Genomic DNA, 16,901 nt, shown 5'->3' on the forward strand with positions numbered 1-16,901 from the left:
CGGTCCCGACCCGCTCACCCGGCCAGGACGCGGGTCGCGTCCGCGCCGGTCTCGTCTGCGTCGCCCATGGCCTCGACGAGCAGACTCAACGCCGCCACGGCGGTCTCCCGGCAGACCGCACCGGGATCCGCCGGATCCAGCTTCAGCCGCTGCACCCGGTGGGTGCCGGGGCCGTCGAGGGCGAGGAAGACCGTCCCCGGCTCGCGGCCGTCCTGGGGTCGGGGCCGCCTGCGCCGGTCACCGCGACGGCCAGGTCGGCGCGCAGCGGGCGGCGTGCGCTGCGGGCCATCGCACCGGCCGCCTTCGCGCTGACCACCGGGCCCGGGGAACCTCGAGCAGGTCGTGCTTGACATCGCTGTTCGCCCTGCACGTTCGCGACACACCCGATCAGCCCGGGCTCAATGCAGGACTGCGCCCGGCCGGACGGCCAGCCGTTCGGCCAGGCCGATCGCGTCGTAGGGCGCGTGCACCTTCACGTCGTTGTCGAAGTAGACGAACACGTCGCGGCCCTCCGGTCGTCGCGGCGCCGGTGCCGCGAGGGTGTGCTCGCCGACCGGGGACTCGCCGGCCTGCCAGGCCCGCGCCTTCTGTGCCCACGCGTCGAGGGCCTCCGGGGTGTAGCCGCTGACGTAGAGCTCGGTGGCGCCGTGCAGCCGGACGTAGACGAAGTCGGCCGTCACGTCCTCCAGGTACGGGAAGATCCCGGCGGTGTCGGCCACGACCAGGGCGACGCCGTGCGCGCGTAGCTGCTCCACGAAGGCCGGGTCCTCGAAGCTCGGGTGCCGGACCTCCAGCGCGTGCCGCAGCGGCCGGTCGGCGTCGACCGTGGTGAAGGAACGCCCTTCGAGGCGCTCGTCGTGGTGCGTGGCCAGTTCCGCGGCGGCGCCGGTGCTGCGCGGCAGCATCGCGAGGAACGCCTCCAGCCGGTCCGGGTCGTAGCGCATCCGCGGCGGCAGCTGCCACAGCAGCGGGCCCAGCTTCGGGCCGAGCGCGAGCACTCCGGAGGCGAGGAAGTTGGCCAGCGGCGTCTCGACGTCGCGCAGCTGTTTCATGTGCGTGATGAACCGGCCACCCTTGACCGCGAACACGAAGTCGTCCGGGGTCTGCGCGGCCCACAACCGGTACTTCTCCGGGCGCTGCAGCGAATAGAACGACCCGTTGATCTCGACGCTGTTCACCGCGCGGGAGAGGTACTCCAGTTCCCGGCGTTGCACGAGGCCGGGCGGGTAGAACGTTCCGCGCCATGGTGGGTACCGCCAGCCCGACGTCCCGATCCGGATCTCCGTCACCCCGGCGAGTATCCCGGCTCCGGACTCGGCAGGATGGCCGGATGGACGCGCGCACGCTCGAATCAGCGGTCTCCGGGGTGCTCGACTGGCCGGTCGGCCATGCCGCCGCAGTGCTCGCGGCCGCCGACGGATCCGTGCTGGCCACTGCGGGTGAGCAGGACCGGCCGTTCCGGCTGGCCTCGGTGACCAAGCTGCTCAGCGCGTACGCGACGCTGATCGCCGTCGAGGAGGGCGCCGTCGAGTGGGACCAGCCGGCCGGGCCGGAGGGTTCGACGGTGCGCCACCTCGCCGCGCACGTCTCCGGGCTCGCCTTCGACTCCGACGACGTGCAGGCCCGGCCCGGTACCCGGCGCATCTACTCCAACGCCGGCTTCCAGGTCCTGGGCGACACCATCGCGGCGGCCAGCGGGATCGCCTTCGCCGACTATCTGCACGAGGCCGTGTGCGAACCGCTCGGCATGGCGGCCACCCGGCTGGAGGGCTCGCCCGGCGCCGGCGCGGTCTCCACGGCGGCCGACCTCGCCCGGTTCGCCGCCGAGCTGCAGGCCCCCACGCTGGTCGCGCCGTCGACCCTCGCGGAGGCCACCACGGTGGCGTTCCCCGGCCTGGACGGCGTACTGCCCGGCTACGGCCGGCAGCAGCCCAACGACTGGGGGCTGGGCTTCGAGCTGCGCGACGGCAAGTCGCCGCACTGGACCGGGACGACGAGCTCGCCGGGCACGTTCGGCCATTTCGGCCAGTCCGGGACGTTCCTGTGGGTGGACCCGGCGGCACGGGTGGCCTGCGTGGGGCTGACCGACCGCGACTTCGGGTCGTGGGCGATGGAGGCATGGACGTCGTTCACCGACCGGGTGCTCGCGGCGCTGTAGCACGCCGGCCGCGCGCGGCGGGGGCGAGCGCGTTATGTCTCCACAACGCGGGGTGAGGCCTACCCTGTGGTGGGTGACGCATCGGGACAGCTGGCCGATCAGTGGGCGAACCTCCTGAGCAGGCCATGGTCACCGACGACGCCGGCACCACCGGCCCGCTGACCACCACGGAGGCGATCCCCGTGGGTGGTGGCGTGATCTTCCCCGAGCGCGGGGTCGTGATCACCCAGCCGGCCCCTGGGGTGTTCCTCGCGTTCAGCACGACGTGCACCCATCAGGGCTGCAGCGTCCGGGCCGTGGCCGCCGGGACGATCAACTGCTTCTGCCACGGCAGCCGCTTCCGTATCACCGACGGCTCGGTCGCGGGCGGACCGGCGCCGGCGCCGCTGCCCCGGCACCCGATCACCGTGACCGGCGGCTCGATCCACCTCGGCTGATCGCGCCCGTCCGGCCGCGCCCCGTGAACATCGCGACGTCACCGATCGGCTCATGCAAGCGCGCCCTTGCCACCGGGCCGCCGATGGGTGCACCGTGTCGCAACCGATTCACATTCAATGCGGACGCAGGCGTCGCCAAACGGGAGGCGGCCATGGGCGACCCTTGGGGGTTCCTCCGCACCCCGTGCGAGACCCCGCGCCGCCGCCCGGTCGGGCTACGGTTGCAGGACTGGCGCGAGGTCTACGAGCCGTTGCCGGACGAGGGGCTGCGGTGGCAGGCCGGACGGTGCATGGACTGCGGCGTCCCCTTCTGCCACCAGGGTTGCCCGCTGGGCAACCTCATCCCGGAGTGGAACGATCTGGTCGCGCGCGACAACTGGCGTGAGGCGAGCGAGCGATTGCACGCCACGAACAACTTCCCGGAGTTCACCGGGGTGCTGTGTCCTGCTCCGTGCGAGGCCGCGTGTGTGCTGGCGATCAACAGTGACCCGGTCACGATCAAGCAGGTCGAACTGCAGATCGTCGACCACGCCTGGGGCCAGGGCTGGGTGACGCCGCTGCCGCCGAAGACGCGGACGGGTCGAACGGTCGCAGTCATCGGCTCCGGCCCGGCCGGGCTCGCCGCCGCCCAGCAGCTCACCCGGGTCGGCCACGACGTGGTGGTCTGCGAGCGGGCCGACCGGATCGGCGGGCTGCTGCGCTACGGCATCCCGGAGTTCAAGATGGAGAAGCATCGGCTCGACCGGCGCCTGGAGCAGATGCGGGCCGAGGGCACGATCTTCCACCCCGGTCTGGAGGTCGGCGTCGACCTCACCGTCGACGAACTCCGGTCCCGCTCCGACGCGGTGGTCCTGGCCGGGGGCGCCACCGCCCCGCGCGAGCTCCCCGCACCGGGTCGCGAGCTCGACGGCGTCCACCCGGCTATGGACTACCTGACCTGGGCCAACCGGGTGCAGGAAGGCGACGTCGAGGTCTCCCCGATCACCGCTGTGGGAAAGGACGTCGTCATCATCGGAGGAGGCGACACCGGAACCGACTGCCTGGGCACCGTCCACCGGCAGCGGGCGCGGTCGGTGGCGCACCTCGACATCCGGCCACGGCCACCCGACCAGCGCACCGAGGACATGCCGTGGCCCACCTACCCGGGGATCTATCGGACGGCCCCGGCGCAGGAGGAGGGCGGTGCGCGCCTGTTCTCCGTGGACACCCTCGAGTTCCTCGGTGACTCCGACGGCAGGCTCCGGGGGATCAGGACCGCGGAGGGGTTCCGCGACGAGAACAAGGTGTTCCACCCGACCGGCGGAACCACGGAGATCCCGGCACAGCTCGCGCTGGTGGCACTGGGGTTCGTCGGCCCCGAGCGGGGCAGGCTGCTGGCCGATCTGGGCGTGGACCTCGACGGGCGCGGCAACGTCGCCCGCGACGAGAACTTCATGTCCAGCGTCGAGGGGGTCTTCGTCGCCGGTGACATGGGCCGCGGGCAGTCGCTCATCGTGTGGGCGATCGCGGAGGGCCGCGCCGCTGCAGCCGGCGTCGACGCCCTGCTCACCGGGCGAGACGTCCTGCCTCGTCCGATCCGGCCGACCGACCGGCCCATCGCCTGAGCGGCGGGATGGCCGCCTCACCCTGCGGCTGCCCCGATGGACAACCACACCCTGCCCGGCAGCCACCCCGCCCATCGGCCGCATCACTGCGACCGACCGCGATGTCAGGCACTCACCGCCTGAGCGGCCGGCGCCGAGGACATGGCCACAACGCCCTGCCAGTCGAGGACCCCGACCACGTTGTCGTCGTCGTCGAGGAAGCCCAGCGGGCCGATGTTGGTGAAGTAGAAGACCGATTCCTCGGGGAAATTGGTCCAGTCATGCAGCATTCCATTGGCCTCGTAGCCGTAGTCGCCGGCCACGGCAGTGGTTCCACCCGCCTCCTCACCGCCACGGATCTCCATGCGTCCGGAGATCATGAAGTACTCGGCGGGCCCCAGGTGCTTGTGCCGGTCGAAGCCCGCGCCCGCGTCGGCGTGGAACAGCACGGTCCAGGCCCCGGTCTCGGGGCTGACCCGCAGCAACTTGAAGGAGATGCCCTCACAGAAGGGAACCCAGGCTAGATCCGCGGTCTTCACCGACCGGTCTTCAAGCATGGCGTTGTGGAGACTGTCACGCTGGATTCTGTCCTCAGCCATGGATGACACCGCCTCTCTCGACGGACGGCCGACGCTGTCGAGCCCGTCCAACCAGCCGATCTCCATTGACCGACTCGATCGAACATATTCAGCCCCGACCGCTCGTCAAGAGCCGCAACCCGCACAGACGGCGATGGATCGCCCGAATGATCCGCTAACGGGCACCCACAGGACCGGAAATCGTTCCATATAACGGAAACGGCCTGAACTTCTCGGATTGACTTATCGCCTGGGCGAGTCCCCACTGTGCCCGGCTCGCATCCCCGAAACCGCGAACCGGGCATCCCGGCACCCCGGGCCGCCAGGACTCGCGTCCACGAGACGACACCAGCCACCCTCGCCGGCAGTGACCGACGCCACGTCGCCGGGGCGGGAATGATCCACGGGGGCCGCCTGTTGTACCCCCTGTCCGGGCCGGGCGACCTGTGTCCCCGGGTCTCATATATAAGAGCCGCCGCGGAATACCGTCCGGCTGGAGCCGCGGTGCACCACTCGCCGCGAGGCGACCAGCGCCCGGCTCGGACACCTACCTCGCCGCTGGGACCGGGAATGTTCAGGGCCCTGTCACGGTTGAGATAGGCGTCCGGATCGGGCGACCCGTGTCCCCGGGTCCCATCTGAGAATCGCCGCTGCGAGCGGCCTGCGCGCCGAGAGGCGACCGGCGCCCGATCCGGATTCCCGTACTACTTCTTCTCCGAGGCGAGGACAGCAGCACCATGAAGGGCGACCGAGTCGAGATCGTCATCGACGCAGGCAGCGGCACCACCCGCAGCTACGACATCACAGCCACCCGCGCCGGGCGTCGGGTCGACGTCGCCCACGGCCGCGGTGTGGTCGAGGTCAGCGAGGTCACCCGGGGCGGCAGCACCGTCCGCACGGCGCGTTTCCTGGCCAACCGGGTACTCGCTCTCGTCGAGCACCCGGCCGCCGACGAACCCGTCGCTGACGAGATCACACCCACCCTGCGCTCGGCCTGAGCGCCTGAGCCAGGCACACTGCGAGAACGATGTCCTCTTTCGCGGCCCGGGCCGCTGATGTGCGCCCAGCGCAGGCCGACGCCACCGCCGCGGGGCCCGATCGCGCCCCGCTTCGACCCGACGCCGGGTCACACATCACCGAACCTGCGGGCCGGACCGGCTCGGAGCTGCCCACCGACGCCACTCCCCAGTCCGAGCGCACCGGTCGCTCGCGCCGCCCCCGACGACGCGGAACTCGCCACCGCTCGCAGGAAGGCGTGACTGCCGGGCGCCCGGAGCGTGGTGCGGCGCCCGCCGGGCCGCCCGCAAGCCTCCCCGAAGGCGCCGGCGGGGAGGCACCCCTCGACGACGGCGCGATCGCGGACCTGTCCGCGCGCATCGCCCAGCTCGGCCTGCGTGACGCCCACCAGCTACGTCGCCGCCTCGACGGCGTGCGGCGCAGCCGCAACCGGCACACGCACGCCGAGATCGAGAGGTCCGTCGCCACCGCCGAGCACCGTCTCGAGCGCCGCCGTGCGTCGGTCCCGCCGATCTCCTACCCGGCGACGCTGCCGGTCACCGCCCGCCGAGAGGACATCGCCGCCGCGATCCGCGACAACCAGGTCGTGATCGTGGCCGGTGAAACCGGTTCCGGGAAGACCACGCAGATCCCGAAGATCTGCCTGGAGCTCGGCCGGGGCGTCCGCGGGATGATCGGGCACACCCAGCCCCGCCGGCTGGCCGCCCGCACCGTGGCCGCGCGCATCGCCGAGGAGCTCGGCACCGAGCTCGGCGACGCCGTCGGCTGGAAGGTGCGCTTCACCGACCAGGTCGGCGACCACACGCTGGTCAAGCTGATGACCGACGGCATCCTGCTGGCCGAGCTGGCCGGCGACCGGATGCTGCGCCAGTACGACACGCTGATCATCGACGAGGCGCACGAACGCAGCCTCAACATCGACTTCATCCTGGGTTACCTGACCCGGCTGCTGCCGCGCCGCCCGGACCTCAAGGTCGTCATCACCTCGGCGACGATCGACCCCGAGCGGTTCGCGCGGCACTTCGGCACGCCCGCGGAGCCGGCCCCGATCGTCGAGGTCTCCGGCCGGTCGTACCCGGTGGAGATCCGCTACCGGCCCGTCGTCGACCCCGACGACCCGGACGCCGACCCCGACCGCGACCAGCTCGAGGCCATCGGTGACGCCGTGGCCGAGCTGCAGCGCGAAGGCCCCGGCGACATCCTGGTGTTCCTGCCCGGTGAGCGCGAGATCCGGGACACCGCCGACGCCCTGGCCAAGCGGGACTTCCGGAACACCGAGATCCTGCCGCTCTACGCGCGGCTCTCCACGGCCGAGCAGCACCGCGTCTTCGCGCCCCACCCGGGTCGTCGCGTCGTGCTCGCCACCAACGTCGCCGAGACGTCGCTGACCGTCCCCGGCATCAGGTACGTCGTCGACACCGGCACCGCTCGCATCTCACGGTACTCGCGGCGGCTCAAGGTGCAGCGGCTGCCGATCGAGAAGATCTCCCAGGCCAGCGCCAACCAGCGCGCCGGCCGATGTGGACGGACCTCCGACGGCATCTGCATCCGGCTGTACTCGGAGGACGACTTCGACGCACGCCCGGAGTTCACCGACCCGGAGATCCTGCGCACGAACCTCGCCTCGGTCGTGCTGCAGATGATCGCGATGGACCTCGGTGAGATCTCGGAGTTCCCGTTCGTCGAGCCGCCGGACTCCCGGGCCGTCGGCGACGGCCTGGCCCTGCTGCATGAGCTGGGGGCGCTGGAGAACGGGCAGCGCGCGCTCACGGCCGTCGGCCAGGCGCTGTCCCGGCTGCCGGTCGACCCGCGACTGGGCCGCATGCTCGTCGAGGCGAACCGCACCGGCTGCCTGCGCGAGGTGCTCGTCATCGCCGCCGCGCTCTCGGTGCAGGACCCGCGCGAGCGGCCCACCGAGCAGCGCCAGGCCGCCGATGAGAAGCACGCCCGATTCGCGCAGGACGGCTCGGACTTCCTGGCCTTCCTCAACCTGTGGAACTACCTGGGTGAGCAGCGCGAGGCGTTGTCGTCCAACAAGTTCCGCCGGCTGTTGCGCGACGAGTTCCTGCACTTCCTGCGCATCCGGGAGTGGCAGGACCTGCACGGGCAGCTGCGTTCGGCGGCCCGCAACGCGGGCATGACGCTCAACGACGTCGAAGCCTCACCGGACCGCGTGCACTCGGCGGTGCTGTCCGGGCTGCTCAGCCAGGTCGGCCTGCGCGAGGCGGACGCCCGGGAGTTCCTGGGTGCCCGCGGCGCCAAGTTCATGATCTTCCCGGGCTCGGCGCTGGCGAAGAAGCAGCCGCGCTGGGTGATGGCCGCAGAGCTCGTCGAGACCTCGCGGCTGTGGGCGCGCACCGTCGCGAAGATCCAGCCGGAATGGATCGAGCCGCTGGCCGGGCACCTGGTCAAGCGGACGTACTCCGAACCGCACTGGTCACGCAAGCGCGCCGCGGCCGTCGCCACCGAGCGGGTCACCCTGCACGGCATCCCGATCGTCGCGAACCGCACCGTCGACTTCGGACGGATCGACCCGGAGGTCTCGCGTGATCTGTTCATCCGGCACGCGCTCGTCGAGGGCGACTGGGACACCCGGCACCGGTTCTTCCACGCCAACCGCGAGCTGCTCGACGACGCCGAGGAGCTCGAGCACCGGGCCCGGCGGCGTGACCTCGTCGTGGACTCCGAGACGCTCGTCGCGTTCTACGAGCAGCGCATCCCCGACCACGTCGTGTCCGGGCGGCACTTCGACTCATGGTGGAAGAAGACCTCCCGCAAGCAGCCCGAGCTGCTGGACTTCACGGCCGAGTTCCTCGCCACCGAGGCCGCGAAGAACGTGGACCGCTCCGCGTACCCCGACCACGTCGAGGCCGGCGGGCTGCGGTTGCCGCTGTCGTATGCATTCGAGCCGGGCCACCACAGCGACGGGGTGACCGTCGATGTACCGGTCGCGGCGCTGCACCAGATCGACCCGACGCCGTTCACCTGGCAGGTCCCCGGACTGCGCGAGGAACTCGTCACCGCGCTGATCAAGACGCTGCCCAAGACGCTGCGCCGGCACTTCGCCCCGGCCCCGGACCACGCCCGCGCCGTGCTGGCCCGGCTGCAGGCCGGGAACGAGCCGCTGCTCGACGGGCTCGAGCGTGAGCTGGGCCGGATGCGCGGAGTGGACATCCCACGCGAGGCCTGGGAGCTCGACCGGCTGCCCGAGCACCTCACCGTGACTTTCCGTGTCATCGACGACAAGAACCGCGAGGTCGCGGCCGGCACCGATCTGGAGGCGCTGCGCCGCGCGCTCGCGCCGAAGGTCCGCGAGGAACTGGCCGCGGCCGGCGGTGACCTGGAGAAGACCGGGCTGACCGGCTGGAGCATGGGCACGCTGCCGCGCGAGCACCGGATCCGCCGCGGTGGGCACGTCGTCACCGGCTACCCCGGTCTCGTCGACCGCGGCACGAGCGTCGACGTCCGGGTGTTCCCGACCGCCGCCGAGCGCGACCCGGCGATGTGGCGCGGCATCCGGCGGCTGTTGCTGCTGGAGACCCCGTCACCGGCCAAGCAGGTGCAGCGCGGGCTGGACAACAAGGCCAAGCTGGCACTGTCCCGCAACCCGCACGGCGGGGTCGCCGCGCTGCTCGACGACTGTGTGACAGCCGCAGCCGACGCGCTGATCACCCGCGCCGGCGGCCCGGCCTGGGACGAGGCGGGCTACGCCCGGCTGCGGGAGCTGTTCCGCGCCCGGCTGGGCGCCGCCACCCTGGAGGTCCTGCACGCCGTGCGCGCCGTGCTCGTCGTCTGGCACCGGGTGCAGGCACAGCTCGGCGAGTGCACCGCGCCGCTGCTGAAGGCGGGGGCCGCCGACATCACCGCGCAACTGAACGAGCTGGTCGGGCCCGGGTTCGCCACCGCGGCCGGAGCCAGCCGGCTGGCCGACGTGGCCCGCTACCTGGAAGCCATCGAGCGGCGGATCGAGAAGCTGCGCGTGGACCCGCGCCGCGACGCCGACTGGACCGCGCAGGTCCGGATCGTCGACGACGAGTACCGCGCCGAACTGGCCGCGCTGCCGCCGGGCATCGAGCCCTCGCCCGCATTGCGCGACGTGCGCTGGATGATCGAGGAGCTGCGGGTGAGCCTGTACGCGCACCCGATGCGCACTCGGTACCCGATCTCGATCAAGCGGATCCAGAAGGCGATCGACGCCCTCCCGCGCTGACGCGCCCGTGCACGACCCGTTCCGGCGTGCCAGGATTTCCACCAGGACCGGTGGAGGGCCGCGATGACGCAGTACGAGCACCTGGGCGAGGCGCTGGGTACGGACTTCTTCTCCGTCCGGGACCAGTTCACCCCTGAGCAGTGGGAACACTTCATCGCCGTCCGCAAGTTCGTCGACGACGAGGTGTTGCCCGACATCGGCGACTACTGGGAGCGCGCCGAGCTGCCCTGGCACCTGTTCCGCCGGTTGCCCGAGCTGGGCGTCGTCGGCGAGGACATCGAGGGCTACGGGTGCGCAGGGATGAGCCCGATGGCCTGCGGGCTGGTGCACATGGAGTTGCACCGTGGCGACGGCAGCCTCGGCACGTTCCTCGGCGTGCACGCCGGGCTCGCGATGCAGTCGATCGCGCTGTGCGGCTCCGACGAGCAGAAGCAGCGCTGGCTGCCGTCGATGGCGTCCATGGAGAAGATCGGCGCGTTCGCACTCACCGAGCCCGACCACGGCTCCGACTCGATCGCGCTGGAGACCACCGCCCGGCGCGACGGCGACCGCTGGGTCCTCGACGGCGTCAAGCGCTGGATCGGCAACGGCACGATCGCCGACCTGGTCATCGTGTGGGCCCGCGACACCGACTCCGGCGAGGTCCTCGGCTTCGTCGTCGAGACCCCCGCCGAGGGCTACGACGCCACCGTCATCCCCGGCAAGGTGTCGCTGCGCTCGGTGTGGCAGGCCGACATCCGGCTCACCGGTGTCCGGGTGCCGGAGGAAAACCGGTTGGTGAACGCACGGACGTTCTCCGACACCGGCCGGGTGCTGGCGAACACCCGCGGCATCTGTGCCTGGATGGCGCTCGGGCACGCGACGGCCGGCTATGACGCGGCGCTGCGCTATGCGCTGGAGCGCAAGCAGTTCGGCAAGCCGCTGGCGTCGTTCCAGATCGTCCAGCAGCGGCTGGTGCACATGCTCGCCGACCTGACCGGAATGCAGCTCTACTGCATGCAGATCGGCCGCCTCGCCAACGCCGGGCGACTCTCCTCCACCGTCGCCGGGCTCGCCAAGATGAACAACACCCGCACCGCCCGCAAGATTCTCGCCGAGGCCCGGGACCTGTTGGGCGGCAACGGGATTCTGCTCGAGCACCACGTGGTGCGGCACTGGACCGACATCGAGGCGATCCACACCTTCGAAGGCACCGAGACGATGCAGACACTCATCGTCGGCCGGGACATCACCGGGGTCAGCGCCTTCACCTGACGGTTCGTGCGCGGAAATGGTCGCCCGAACAGCGTTATCCGCGCACGGGCCCTCAGGCGACTCCCGGCTCCTCGACGGGCAGGACCGTGACGACCCGGTCGAGCCCGGCGAGGACGAGGATCCGCCGCGCCGAGCTGCCGGACGGGGTGACCACGGTGAGATCGTTGCCGGCGGCGCGGGCCCGCTGCGCGACCTCCGACAGCAGCGCGATCCCCGCACTGCTGACGTAGCAGTCGGCCGCGAGCGTGAGTGTGATCGGCTGGGCCTGCCCGAGCTGGTCGAGCAGCTCGGACCGGACCGTCGCCACCCCCGCCAGGTCCAGGTCGCCGTCGATGTGCAGCCGGACGGTGTGCTCGTCGGCCCAGCGGCGCAGCCGCGTCGGCCCCGGCGCCAGGTCGCCGTCCTCACCGGACGGACCACCGAGCACACCTCCGGGCAGCGTCGGCGGCTGCTCCAGCGGGACCGGCGGCAGCCGGAAGCGCACTACCGTGCCGTCCTCACCGGGCACGACATCGACGTCCTGGGTCAGCTCCCGGATCAGCGCGAGCCCGCGACCGCGGTAGCCGGGGTCGGCGGGCGGCGGCCGCCACCGGCCGGTGTCGGCGACCCGGGCGATCACCGACCCGTCGGACTGCAGATCCAGGGCGATGTCGACCTCGCCGGGCGTGGTCGCGCGATAGGCGTGTTCGACGGCGTTCGTCACGGCCTCGCCGAGGGCCAGCTGCAGGTCGGTGAGGGCGTCCTCGCCCAATCCCGCCTGGGCGCACCAGGTCGAGACGGTGCGGCGCAGCGGGGCCAGCCGCTCGGCGTCGGCCGGCGGGTGCAGCCGCAACGGCGGCGGCAGCAGCCGAGCCATCACCAGCGCCGTGTCGTCCGGGGCGGACCGACCGGCCGCCATCCGGTCCAGCAGCGCGTCCGCGGTGTCCTCCGGCCGGCCGTGGGCCAGCGCCCCGAACGCGTCGATGAGCCGGTCGAGCCCGTCATCGATCACCTCGGTGCGCCGCTCGAACAGCCCGTCGGAGCACAGCAGGATCGTCGAGCCGGGCTCGATCCGGTCCACGGCCTCGACGAACGGCGGCCGCCCGGCCACGCCGAGCGGGGTGCCCCGGCCCTGCATGAGCAGCCGGACGCCGTCAGGGCCGGCGACCAGGGGCGGCGGATGCCCGGCGCAGGCGTAACGCAGTTCCCCGGTTTCGCAGTCGACGACCGCGCAGGCCACCGTGCTGGCCATCGCACCGTCGATGCGCAGCGCGAACAGGTCCAGCTGCTCGAGCGCGGCGGCCGGGGACTGCCCGTTGACCAGGTTCGCGGCCAGCGCGCTGCGCAGCTGGCCCATCACCGCCGCGGCCGACGGGCCGCGGCCCACGACATCGCCGACGACCAACGCCACCTGGCCGTCGGCGAGCTCGAGCACGTCGAACCAGTCCCCGCCGGCCTCGGTTCCCTCCGTGCCCGGCAGGTACCGGGTGGCCAGCGCGAGCCGGTCGAGGTCGGGCATCCGCTGCGGGAGCAGGCTGCGCTGCAGGGTGACCGCGACCTCGTGCTCGGCCTGGTGCAGCCGGGCCCGCATCACGGCCTGCGCGCACTGACTCGCCAGGGTGAGCACGAAGCTGCGCCGTTCCGGGCTGAACAGTGGCCGCCCTGCGAACCTGAAGCCGAGCGCACCGATGGGCCGGCCACCGACCAGCAGCGGCACCGCGGTGTGCACCGGGTACGCCCCACCCGACTCCGGGGGGCCCGGCGCCGCCTGCCAGACCGGCTCGCCGGAGCGAACCGCGCGGGCCAGCGGATGCGCGGCGTCCGCGAACGACTCCGGCAGGTCGGTGCTCCCGGCCGCCCAGCCCTCCGCGGCCAGCGGGTACAGCGCACCGCCGTCGCCGGCCAGCAGCACGACGACCGCTTCGGCCTCCACCGCGGACAGCCCGTGCGCGACGATCACCGCGGCGACCGAGTCCAGGTCGGTGGCCCGCGACAGCGACGTTGCCACCGCCCCCAGCCGCTCGGCGACCCGGCGCCCCTCGGTCTCGGCGACCAGCAGATACGAGCGGTCCAGCGCCTGCGCGGCGAGCTCGGCCACGGCGACCGCGGCCTCCCGGTCGCTGGCCGAGATCGTTCGTGCCTCGCGGAAGGCCACCCCGAGCACACCCAGGCAGCGCTCGCCGACCATCAGCGGCAGCAGCCCGAGCGCAGCGAGGGCCATCGGGGAGACCGACGTCTCCAGGTCCGGGAAGCGGTGCCGCCACTCGCCGGCGTTCTCGAACCACAGCGCCGTCCGGGTACGCACCACGTCCCGCGCCGGACGCGACACGTCGAGCGAGACCGACGACCAGCTGCGCTGCGCGGACAGGCTCCAGCCCTGCCCGGTCAGCACCTCCAGCGAGCCGTCCCGCAGCTCCCAGACCCCCACGATCGGCGCGTCGAGCAGCGTGACGAGGTGCTGCGCCGCGATCCGGGCCACCTCGTTGGGCGTGGCGGCGGCCGACATCTCGGCCGTCGCCCGGTGCAGCATCCCGAGCCGCTGCGCCGCTGCCCGCTCCAGCTCCAGCAGCCGGGTGTTGTCCAGCGCCACCCCCGCCCGCCGGGCGATCTCGGCGACCAGCTCGAGGTCCTCGTCGTTGTAGGGCGGGGAGCCCGTGGTCCGGGCGAGCAGTACCACCCCGAGCAGCCCGCCGCGGGCGACCAGCGGGGCGGCGACCATCGAGTGCGCGTCCAGCCTCTGCCACGACGCGTGTTGCCCGGGATCCGAGCCGGTCAGGGTCGCGGTCAGCTCGGCGAGGCCGAACAGCCGCGCCTCCCGGGTCTGCATGACCTGTCCCCGCAGCTCGGAGGCACCGTCCAGCCGCCAGAGCACGGATTCGAGAGCCGGGTCGACGGCCGCGACGGCTCGCAGCACGAGGTCCTCTTCGGAGGCGCCGTCATGGACGCGGACCATGTCGGCGAGGCCCTCGGCCACGAGCAACCGGGCCAGCGCCCGCAACCGGCCGTCGGCGGTCAGCTCGGCGTCGAGGGCGTCGCCCAGCCCGGCGTAGATGCGGTGCCGGCGCTGCTCGCGGTGCCGCGCGTCGATGTCCAGGCAGCCACCGACGTAACCCGCGGGCCGATCCCCGCCGCCCACCGGGGCGCCACGGTCGAGCACCCAGCGGTAGCGGCCGTCGCGGCTGCGCAACCGGTACTCGACCTCGAAGGGCGCACCCCGCCGGGCCGCCGCCGCGGTGACCGTGTGGTAGCGGTCCCGGTCCTCGGGGTGGATCCGGTCCCGCCAGTCGGTGCCCAACTCGGCGGCCGGATCGGTGACGCCGGTGAAGTCCAGCCAGCCCCGGTTGACGAACACGCGGTGCCCGCCGGCGTCGTCCACCCAGATCAGCGCCGGGGTGGAGTCGGCCATCGCGCGGAACCGCAGCTCGGCGGCCCGCCGGGTGCGCCCGAGTTGCAGGTGGTTGGCCACCCGGGCCAGCAGCTCGCGCGCGGAGAACGGCTTGACCAGGTAGTCGTCCGCGCCGGCGGCCAGCCCCTCGACCGCGGCCTCCTCCCCGGCCCGGGCGGAGAGCAGCACCACCGGCAGGCCCGCGGTGCGGGCGTCGGTGCGCAGCGCACGGAGCAGCCCGATGCCGTCCAGCCCCGGCATCATCACGTCGGCCACGACGAGATCGGGCGGGTCGGCGAGGGCGGCCTCCAGGGCCTGGGTGCCGCTGGCCACCGTCTGCACCGTCCAGTGCTGGGACAGCAGCCGCTCCAGGTAGTCGCGCATGTCGGGGTTGTCGTCGGCGACGAGCACACGGTCGCGGTGCCCGGGTCCGTCCGGCAGCGGCGTCGTCCCGGCCGGATCGAGCGGCAGGTCGGGATCGCCGGGCATCCAGCGCAGTGCCTCGGCCAGGAACGGCTCGACCCCGGCGGCGGGCCGCACGGCCGGTGCCGCATTCGCCGAGCCCATGGCCTCCACGGGCAGGTGCGCGATGCCCATCGGCAACCGCACGGTGAAGGTGCTGCCGACGTCCGGGGTGCTCGTCACCTCCACGGTGCCGCCGTGCAGCTCGACGAGCTGGCGGACCAGGGTGAGGCCGATGCCGCTGCCCTCGTGGGAACGCGCCCGGGCGCCGCGGACCCGGTGGAACCGCTCGAACAGCCGCGGCAGGTCCTCGGCCGGGATCCCGGTGCCGGTGTCGGCCATCCGCAGCACGGCCTGCTCGCCCTCGGTCCGCAGGCTCACGGTGATGCCGCCGGTGAAGGTGAATTTCACGGCGTTGCTGAGCAGGTTGAGAACGATCTTCTCCCACATGTCGCGGTCGACCCAGACCGGACGCGTCGAAGGTGGACAGTCGACGTCGAGGCGCAGCCCGGCACGCTCGGTGGCCGAGCGGAACAGCCCGGCCAGCTCCGCGGTGGCCGACCCCAGATCGACGGGCACGAACGTGGTCTCGGTCCGGCCCGCCTCCAGCTGCGAGACGTCGAGCAGGCTGTTGACCAGCTTGAGCATGCGCTGCGCATTGCGGTGCGCGACCTCGAGGTCGGCCCGCACGTCCGGGGCGGCGGTGGTACGCAGCTGCTCCAGCGGGCCGAGGATCAGCGCCAGCGGGGTCCGGAACTCGTGGCTGACCCCGGTGAAGAACTCGGTCTTGGCCCGGTCCAGCGCCGCGAGCGTCTCGGCCCGTCGGCGTTCGGCATCGTGTGCGCGGGCCGCGGACACGGCGGTGCCGATGTGCCCGACCACCAGCCGCAGGAACGCCCGGTAGTCCTCGTCGACACGAAGCCACGGTGGCACGCCGAGCACCAGCGGGGCGGAGGGCCAGCCGTCGCCGCCCGGCAGCACCGCGACGGCGATCTGCCGCACCGGGTGCTCCGTACGCGCGGCGGGCATCTCCGGCGGGGCGTCGATGATGTCCGGCGCGGCGCCGGCCTGCGGCGGAACGAACCCCTCCGGGGACTCCGCGAGCCCGGCGGAGGCGACCAGTCGGAGCGCCCCGTCGTCGGGCCCGCCGACCGCACCGGCGTAGGTGTAGAGCAGCGCGCACGGCACGTCGGGCCGGGCGTTCTCGAGCACCGCGCCGACCTCGCGCAGCGCTTCCTCGACCGACCGCACCTCGTGGGCGATCCCGGCCAACCGCCCCAGCAGCCGCAGCCGCCGCTCGCCGACGACCTGGCCGGTCGTCTCGCTCGTCACGTTGAGGATGCCGAGGACACGCCCGTCCGGTCCCCGGATCGGGCCGTAGGAGTAGCGCCAGTAGGTCTCCTCGGGGAACCCGTTGCGGTGCATGACCAGGAGGTCGTCGTCCCGGAAGACCGGCTCACCGGTGGTGTACACCTGCGCCAGCAACGGGCCGATCGTGTCCCAGATCTCCGGCCAGACCTGCTCGCACGGCTGCCCGAATCCGGCCGGGTGCTTGGTCCCCGCACCGGCGACGAACGCGTCGTTGTAGAGGAACGCGAACTCGGGGCCCCAGCACAGGACCAGGGGGTGCCGCGAGCCGAGCATGATGTCGACGGCGGTACGCAGCTCGGTGGGCCACTGCTCGATCGGTCCGAGAGCTGTCCCCGACCAGTCCGTCTCGGCGATCAGCCGGCGGATCGAACCGGCCGGCCCTTGAGCGTCCACTGCCGCAGTCGGTCCACTCAACGGCATCCTCACTCCTGCGTACCCGTCAAGCGCCAGCGTGCCAGTTCCCGATC

Annotated in this window: 11 protein-coding genes; 6 read left to right on the forward strand and 5 right to left on the reverse strand. The window is 72.6% G+C overall.

The features are described 5' to 3' along the window. Positions 1-14 precede the first annotated feature (14 nt). The 3 genes from HF526_RS37530 to HF526_RS24190 all read right to left on the reverse strand — a co-directional run bounded on the left by HF526_RS37530 (position 15) and on the right by HF526_RS24190 (position 1,289). Entirely contained in the window at positions 15-155 is a 141-nt protein-coding gene (locus HF526_RS37530) for a hypothetical protein (RefSeq protein WP_211177729.1), read from the reverse strand. After that, a complete protein-coding gene (locus tag HF526_RS37535; RefSeq protein WP_420821651.1) occupies positions 143-289 on the reverse strand; it encodes a hypothetical protein in 147 nt (48 codons plus the stop codon). Before HF526_RS37535 ends, HF526_RS37530 begins: the two co-directional genes overlap by 13 nt. Positions 290-398: 109 nt before the next feature. Then, positions 399-1,289 (reverse strand): DUF72 domain-containing protein, encoded by an 891-nt coding sequence (locus HF526_RS24190; protein WP_338051706.1) that lies wholly within the window; start codon positions 1,287-1,289, stop codon positions 399-401. Positions 1,290-1,330: 41 nt separating this feature from the next. Between HF526_RS24190 and HF526_RS24195 the strand changes: the two genes are divergently transcribed. From HF526_RS24195 to HF526_RS24205, 3 genes are all read left to right on the forward strand, one after another. Next, positions 1,331-2,158 (forward strand): serine hydrolase domain-containing protein, encoded by an 828-nt coding sequence (locus HF526_RS24195; protein ID WP_169383862.1) that lies wholly within the window; start codon positions 1,331-1,333, stop codon positions 2,156-2,158. A gap of 101 nt (positions 2,159-2,259) precedes the next feature. Continuing rightward, on the forward strand, positions 2,260-2,595 hold the full coding sequence (locus HF526_RS24200; protein WP_338051707.1) for a Rieske (2Fe-2S) protein: 336 nt from the start codon (positions 2,260-2,262) through the stop codon (positions 2,593-2,595). 152 nt (positions 2,596-2,747) lie between these two features. Further along, entirely contained in the window at positions 2,748-4,199 is a 1,452-nt protein-coding gene (locus tag HF526_RS24205) for a glutamate synthase subunit beta (RefSeq protein ID WP_169383863.1), read from the forward strand. A gap of 104 nt (positions 4,200-4,303) precedes the next feature. On the opposite strand, the gene HF526_RS24210 is transcribed toward HF526_RS24205, so the two are convergent. Then, the gene (locus tag HF526_RS24210) at positions 4,304-4,777 is read right to left on the reverse strand and encodes a 2,4'-dihydroxyacetophenone dioxygenase family protein (protein WP_169383864.1); all 474 of its coding nucleotides are present in this window, start codon (positions 4,775-4,777) and stop codon (positions 4,304-4,306) included. A 716-nt stretch (positions 4,778-5,493) separates the two neighbouring features. Here HF526_RS24210 and HF526_RS24215 point away from each other — a divergent pair. The 3 genes from HF526_RS24215 to HF526_RS24225 all read left to right on the forward strand — a co-directional run bounded on the left by HF526_RS24215 (position 5,494) and on the right by HF526_RS24225 (position 11,237). Further along, positions 5,494-5,754 (forward strand): hypothetical protein, encoded by a 261-nt coding sequence (locus tag HF526_RS24215; RefSeq protein ID WP_169383865.1) that lies wholly within the window; start codon positions 5,494-5,496, stop codon positions 5,752-5,754. A gap of 356 nt (positions 5,755-6,110) precedes the next feature. Then, positions 6,111-9,983, forward strand: coding sequence for an ATP-dependent RNA helicase HrpA (gene hrpA / locus HF526_RS24220; protein WP_338051709.1), 3,873 nt, complete (start codon positions 6,111-6,113; stop codon positions 9,981-9,983). Positions 9,984-10,046: 63 nt separating this feature from the next. Then, a complete protein-coding gene (locus HF526_RS24225; protein ID WP_169383867.1) occupies positions 10,047-11,237 on the forward strand; it encodes an acyl-CoA dehydrogenase family protein in 1,191 nt (396 codons plus the stop codon). Positions 11,238-11,289: 52 nt separating this feature from the next. On the opposite strand, the gene HF526_RS24230 is transcribed toward HF526_RS24225, so the two are convergent. After that, positions 11,290-16,848: a SpoIIE family protein phosphatase gene (locus HF526_RS24230; RefSeq protein ID WP_169383868.1), complete on the reverse strand. Its 5,559-nt coding sequence runs from the start codon at positions 16,846-16,848 to the stop codon at positions 11,290-11,292. Positions 16,849-16,901 lie beyond the last annotated feature (53 nt).

It is taken from the genome of Pseudonocardia acidicola (genome assembly GCF_012911935.1).
Lineage (GTDB): Bacteria > Actinomycetota > Actinomycetes > Mycobacteriales > Pseudonocardiaceae > Pseudonocardia > Pseudonocardia acidicola.

Excerpts from the sequence above, each read along its gene's own strand:
- HF526_RS37535 (WP_420821651.1), bottom strand. The coding sequence starts at position 289 with ATGGCCCGCAGCGCACGCCGCCCGCTGCGCGCCGACCTGGCCGTCGCG.
- HF526_RS24195 (WP_169383862.1), top strand. The coding sequence starts at position 1,331 with ATGGACGCGCGCACGCTCGAATCAGCGGTCTCCGGGGTGCTCGACTGG.
- HF526_RS24205 (WP_169383863.1), top strand. The coding sequence starts at position 2,748 with ATGGGCGACCCTTGGGGGTTCCTCCGCACCCCGTGCGAGACCCCGCGC.
- HF526_RS24210 (WP_169383864.1), bottom strand. The coding sequence starts at position 4,777 with ATGGCTGAGGACAGAATCCAGCGTGACAGTCTCCACAACGCCATGCTT.
- HF526_RS24215 (WP_169383865.1), top strand. The coding sequence starts at position 5,494 with ATGAAGGGCGACCGAGTCGAGATCGTCATCGACGCAGGCAGCGGCACC.
- HF526_RS24225 (WP_169383867.1), top strand. The coding sequence starts at position 10,047 with ATGACGCAGTACGAGCACCTGGGCGAGGCGCTGGGTACGGACTTCTTC.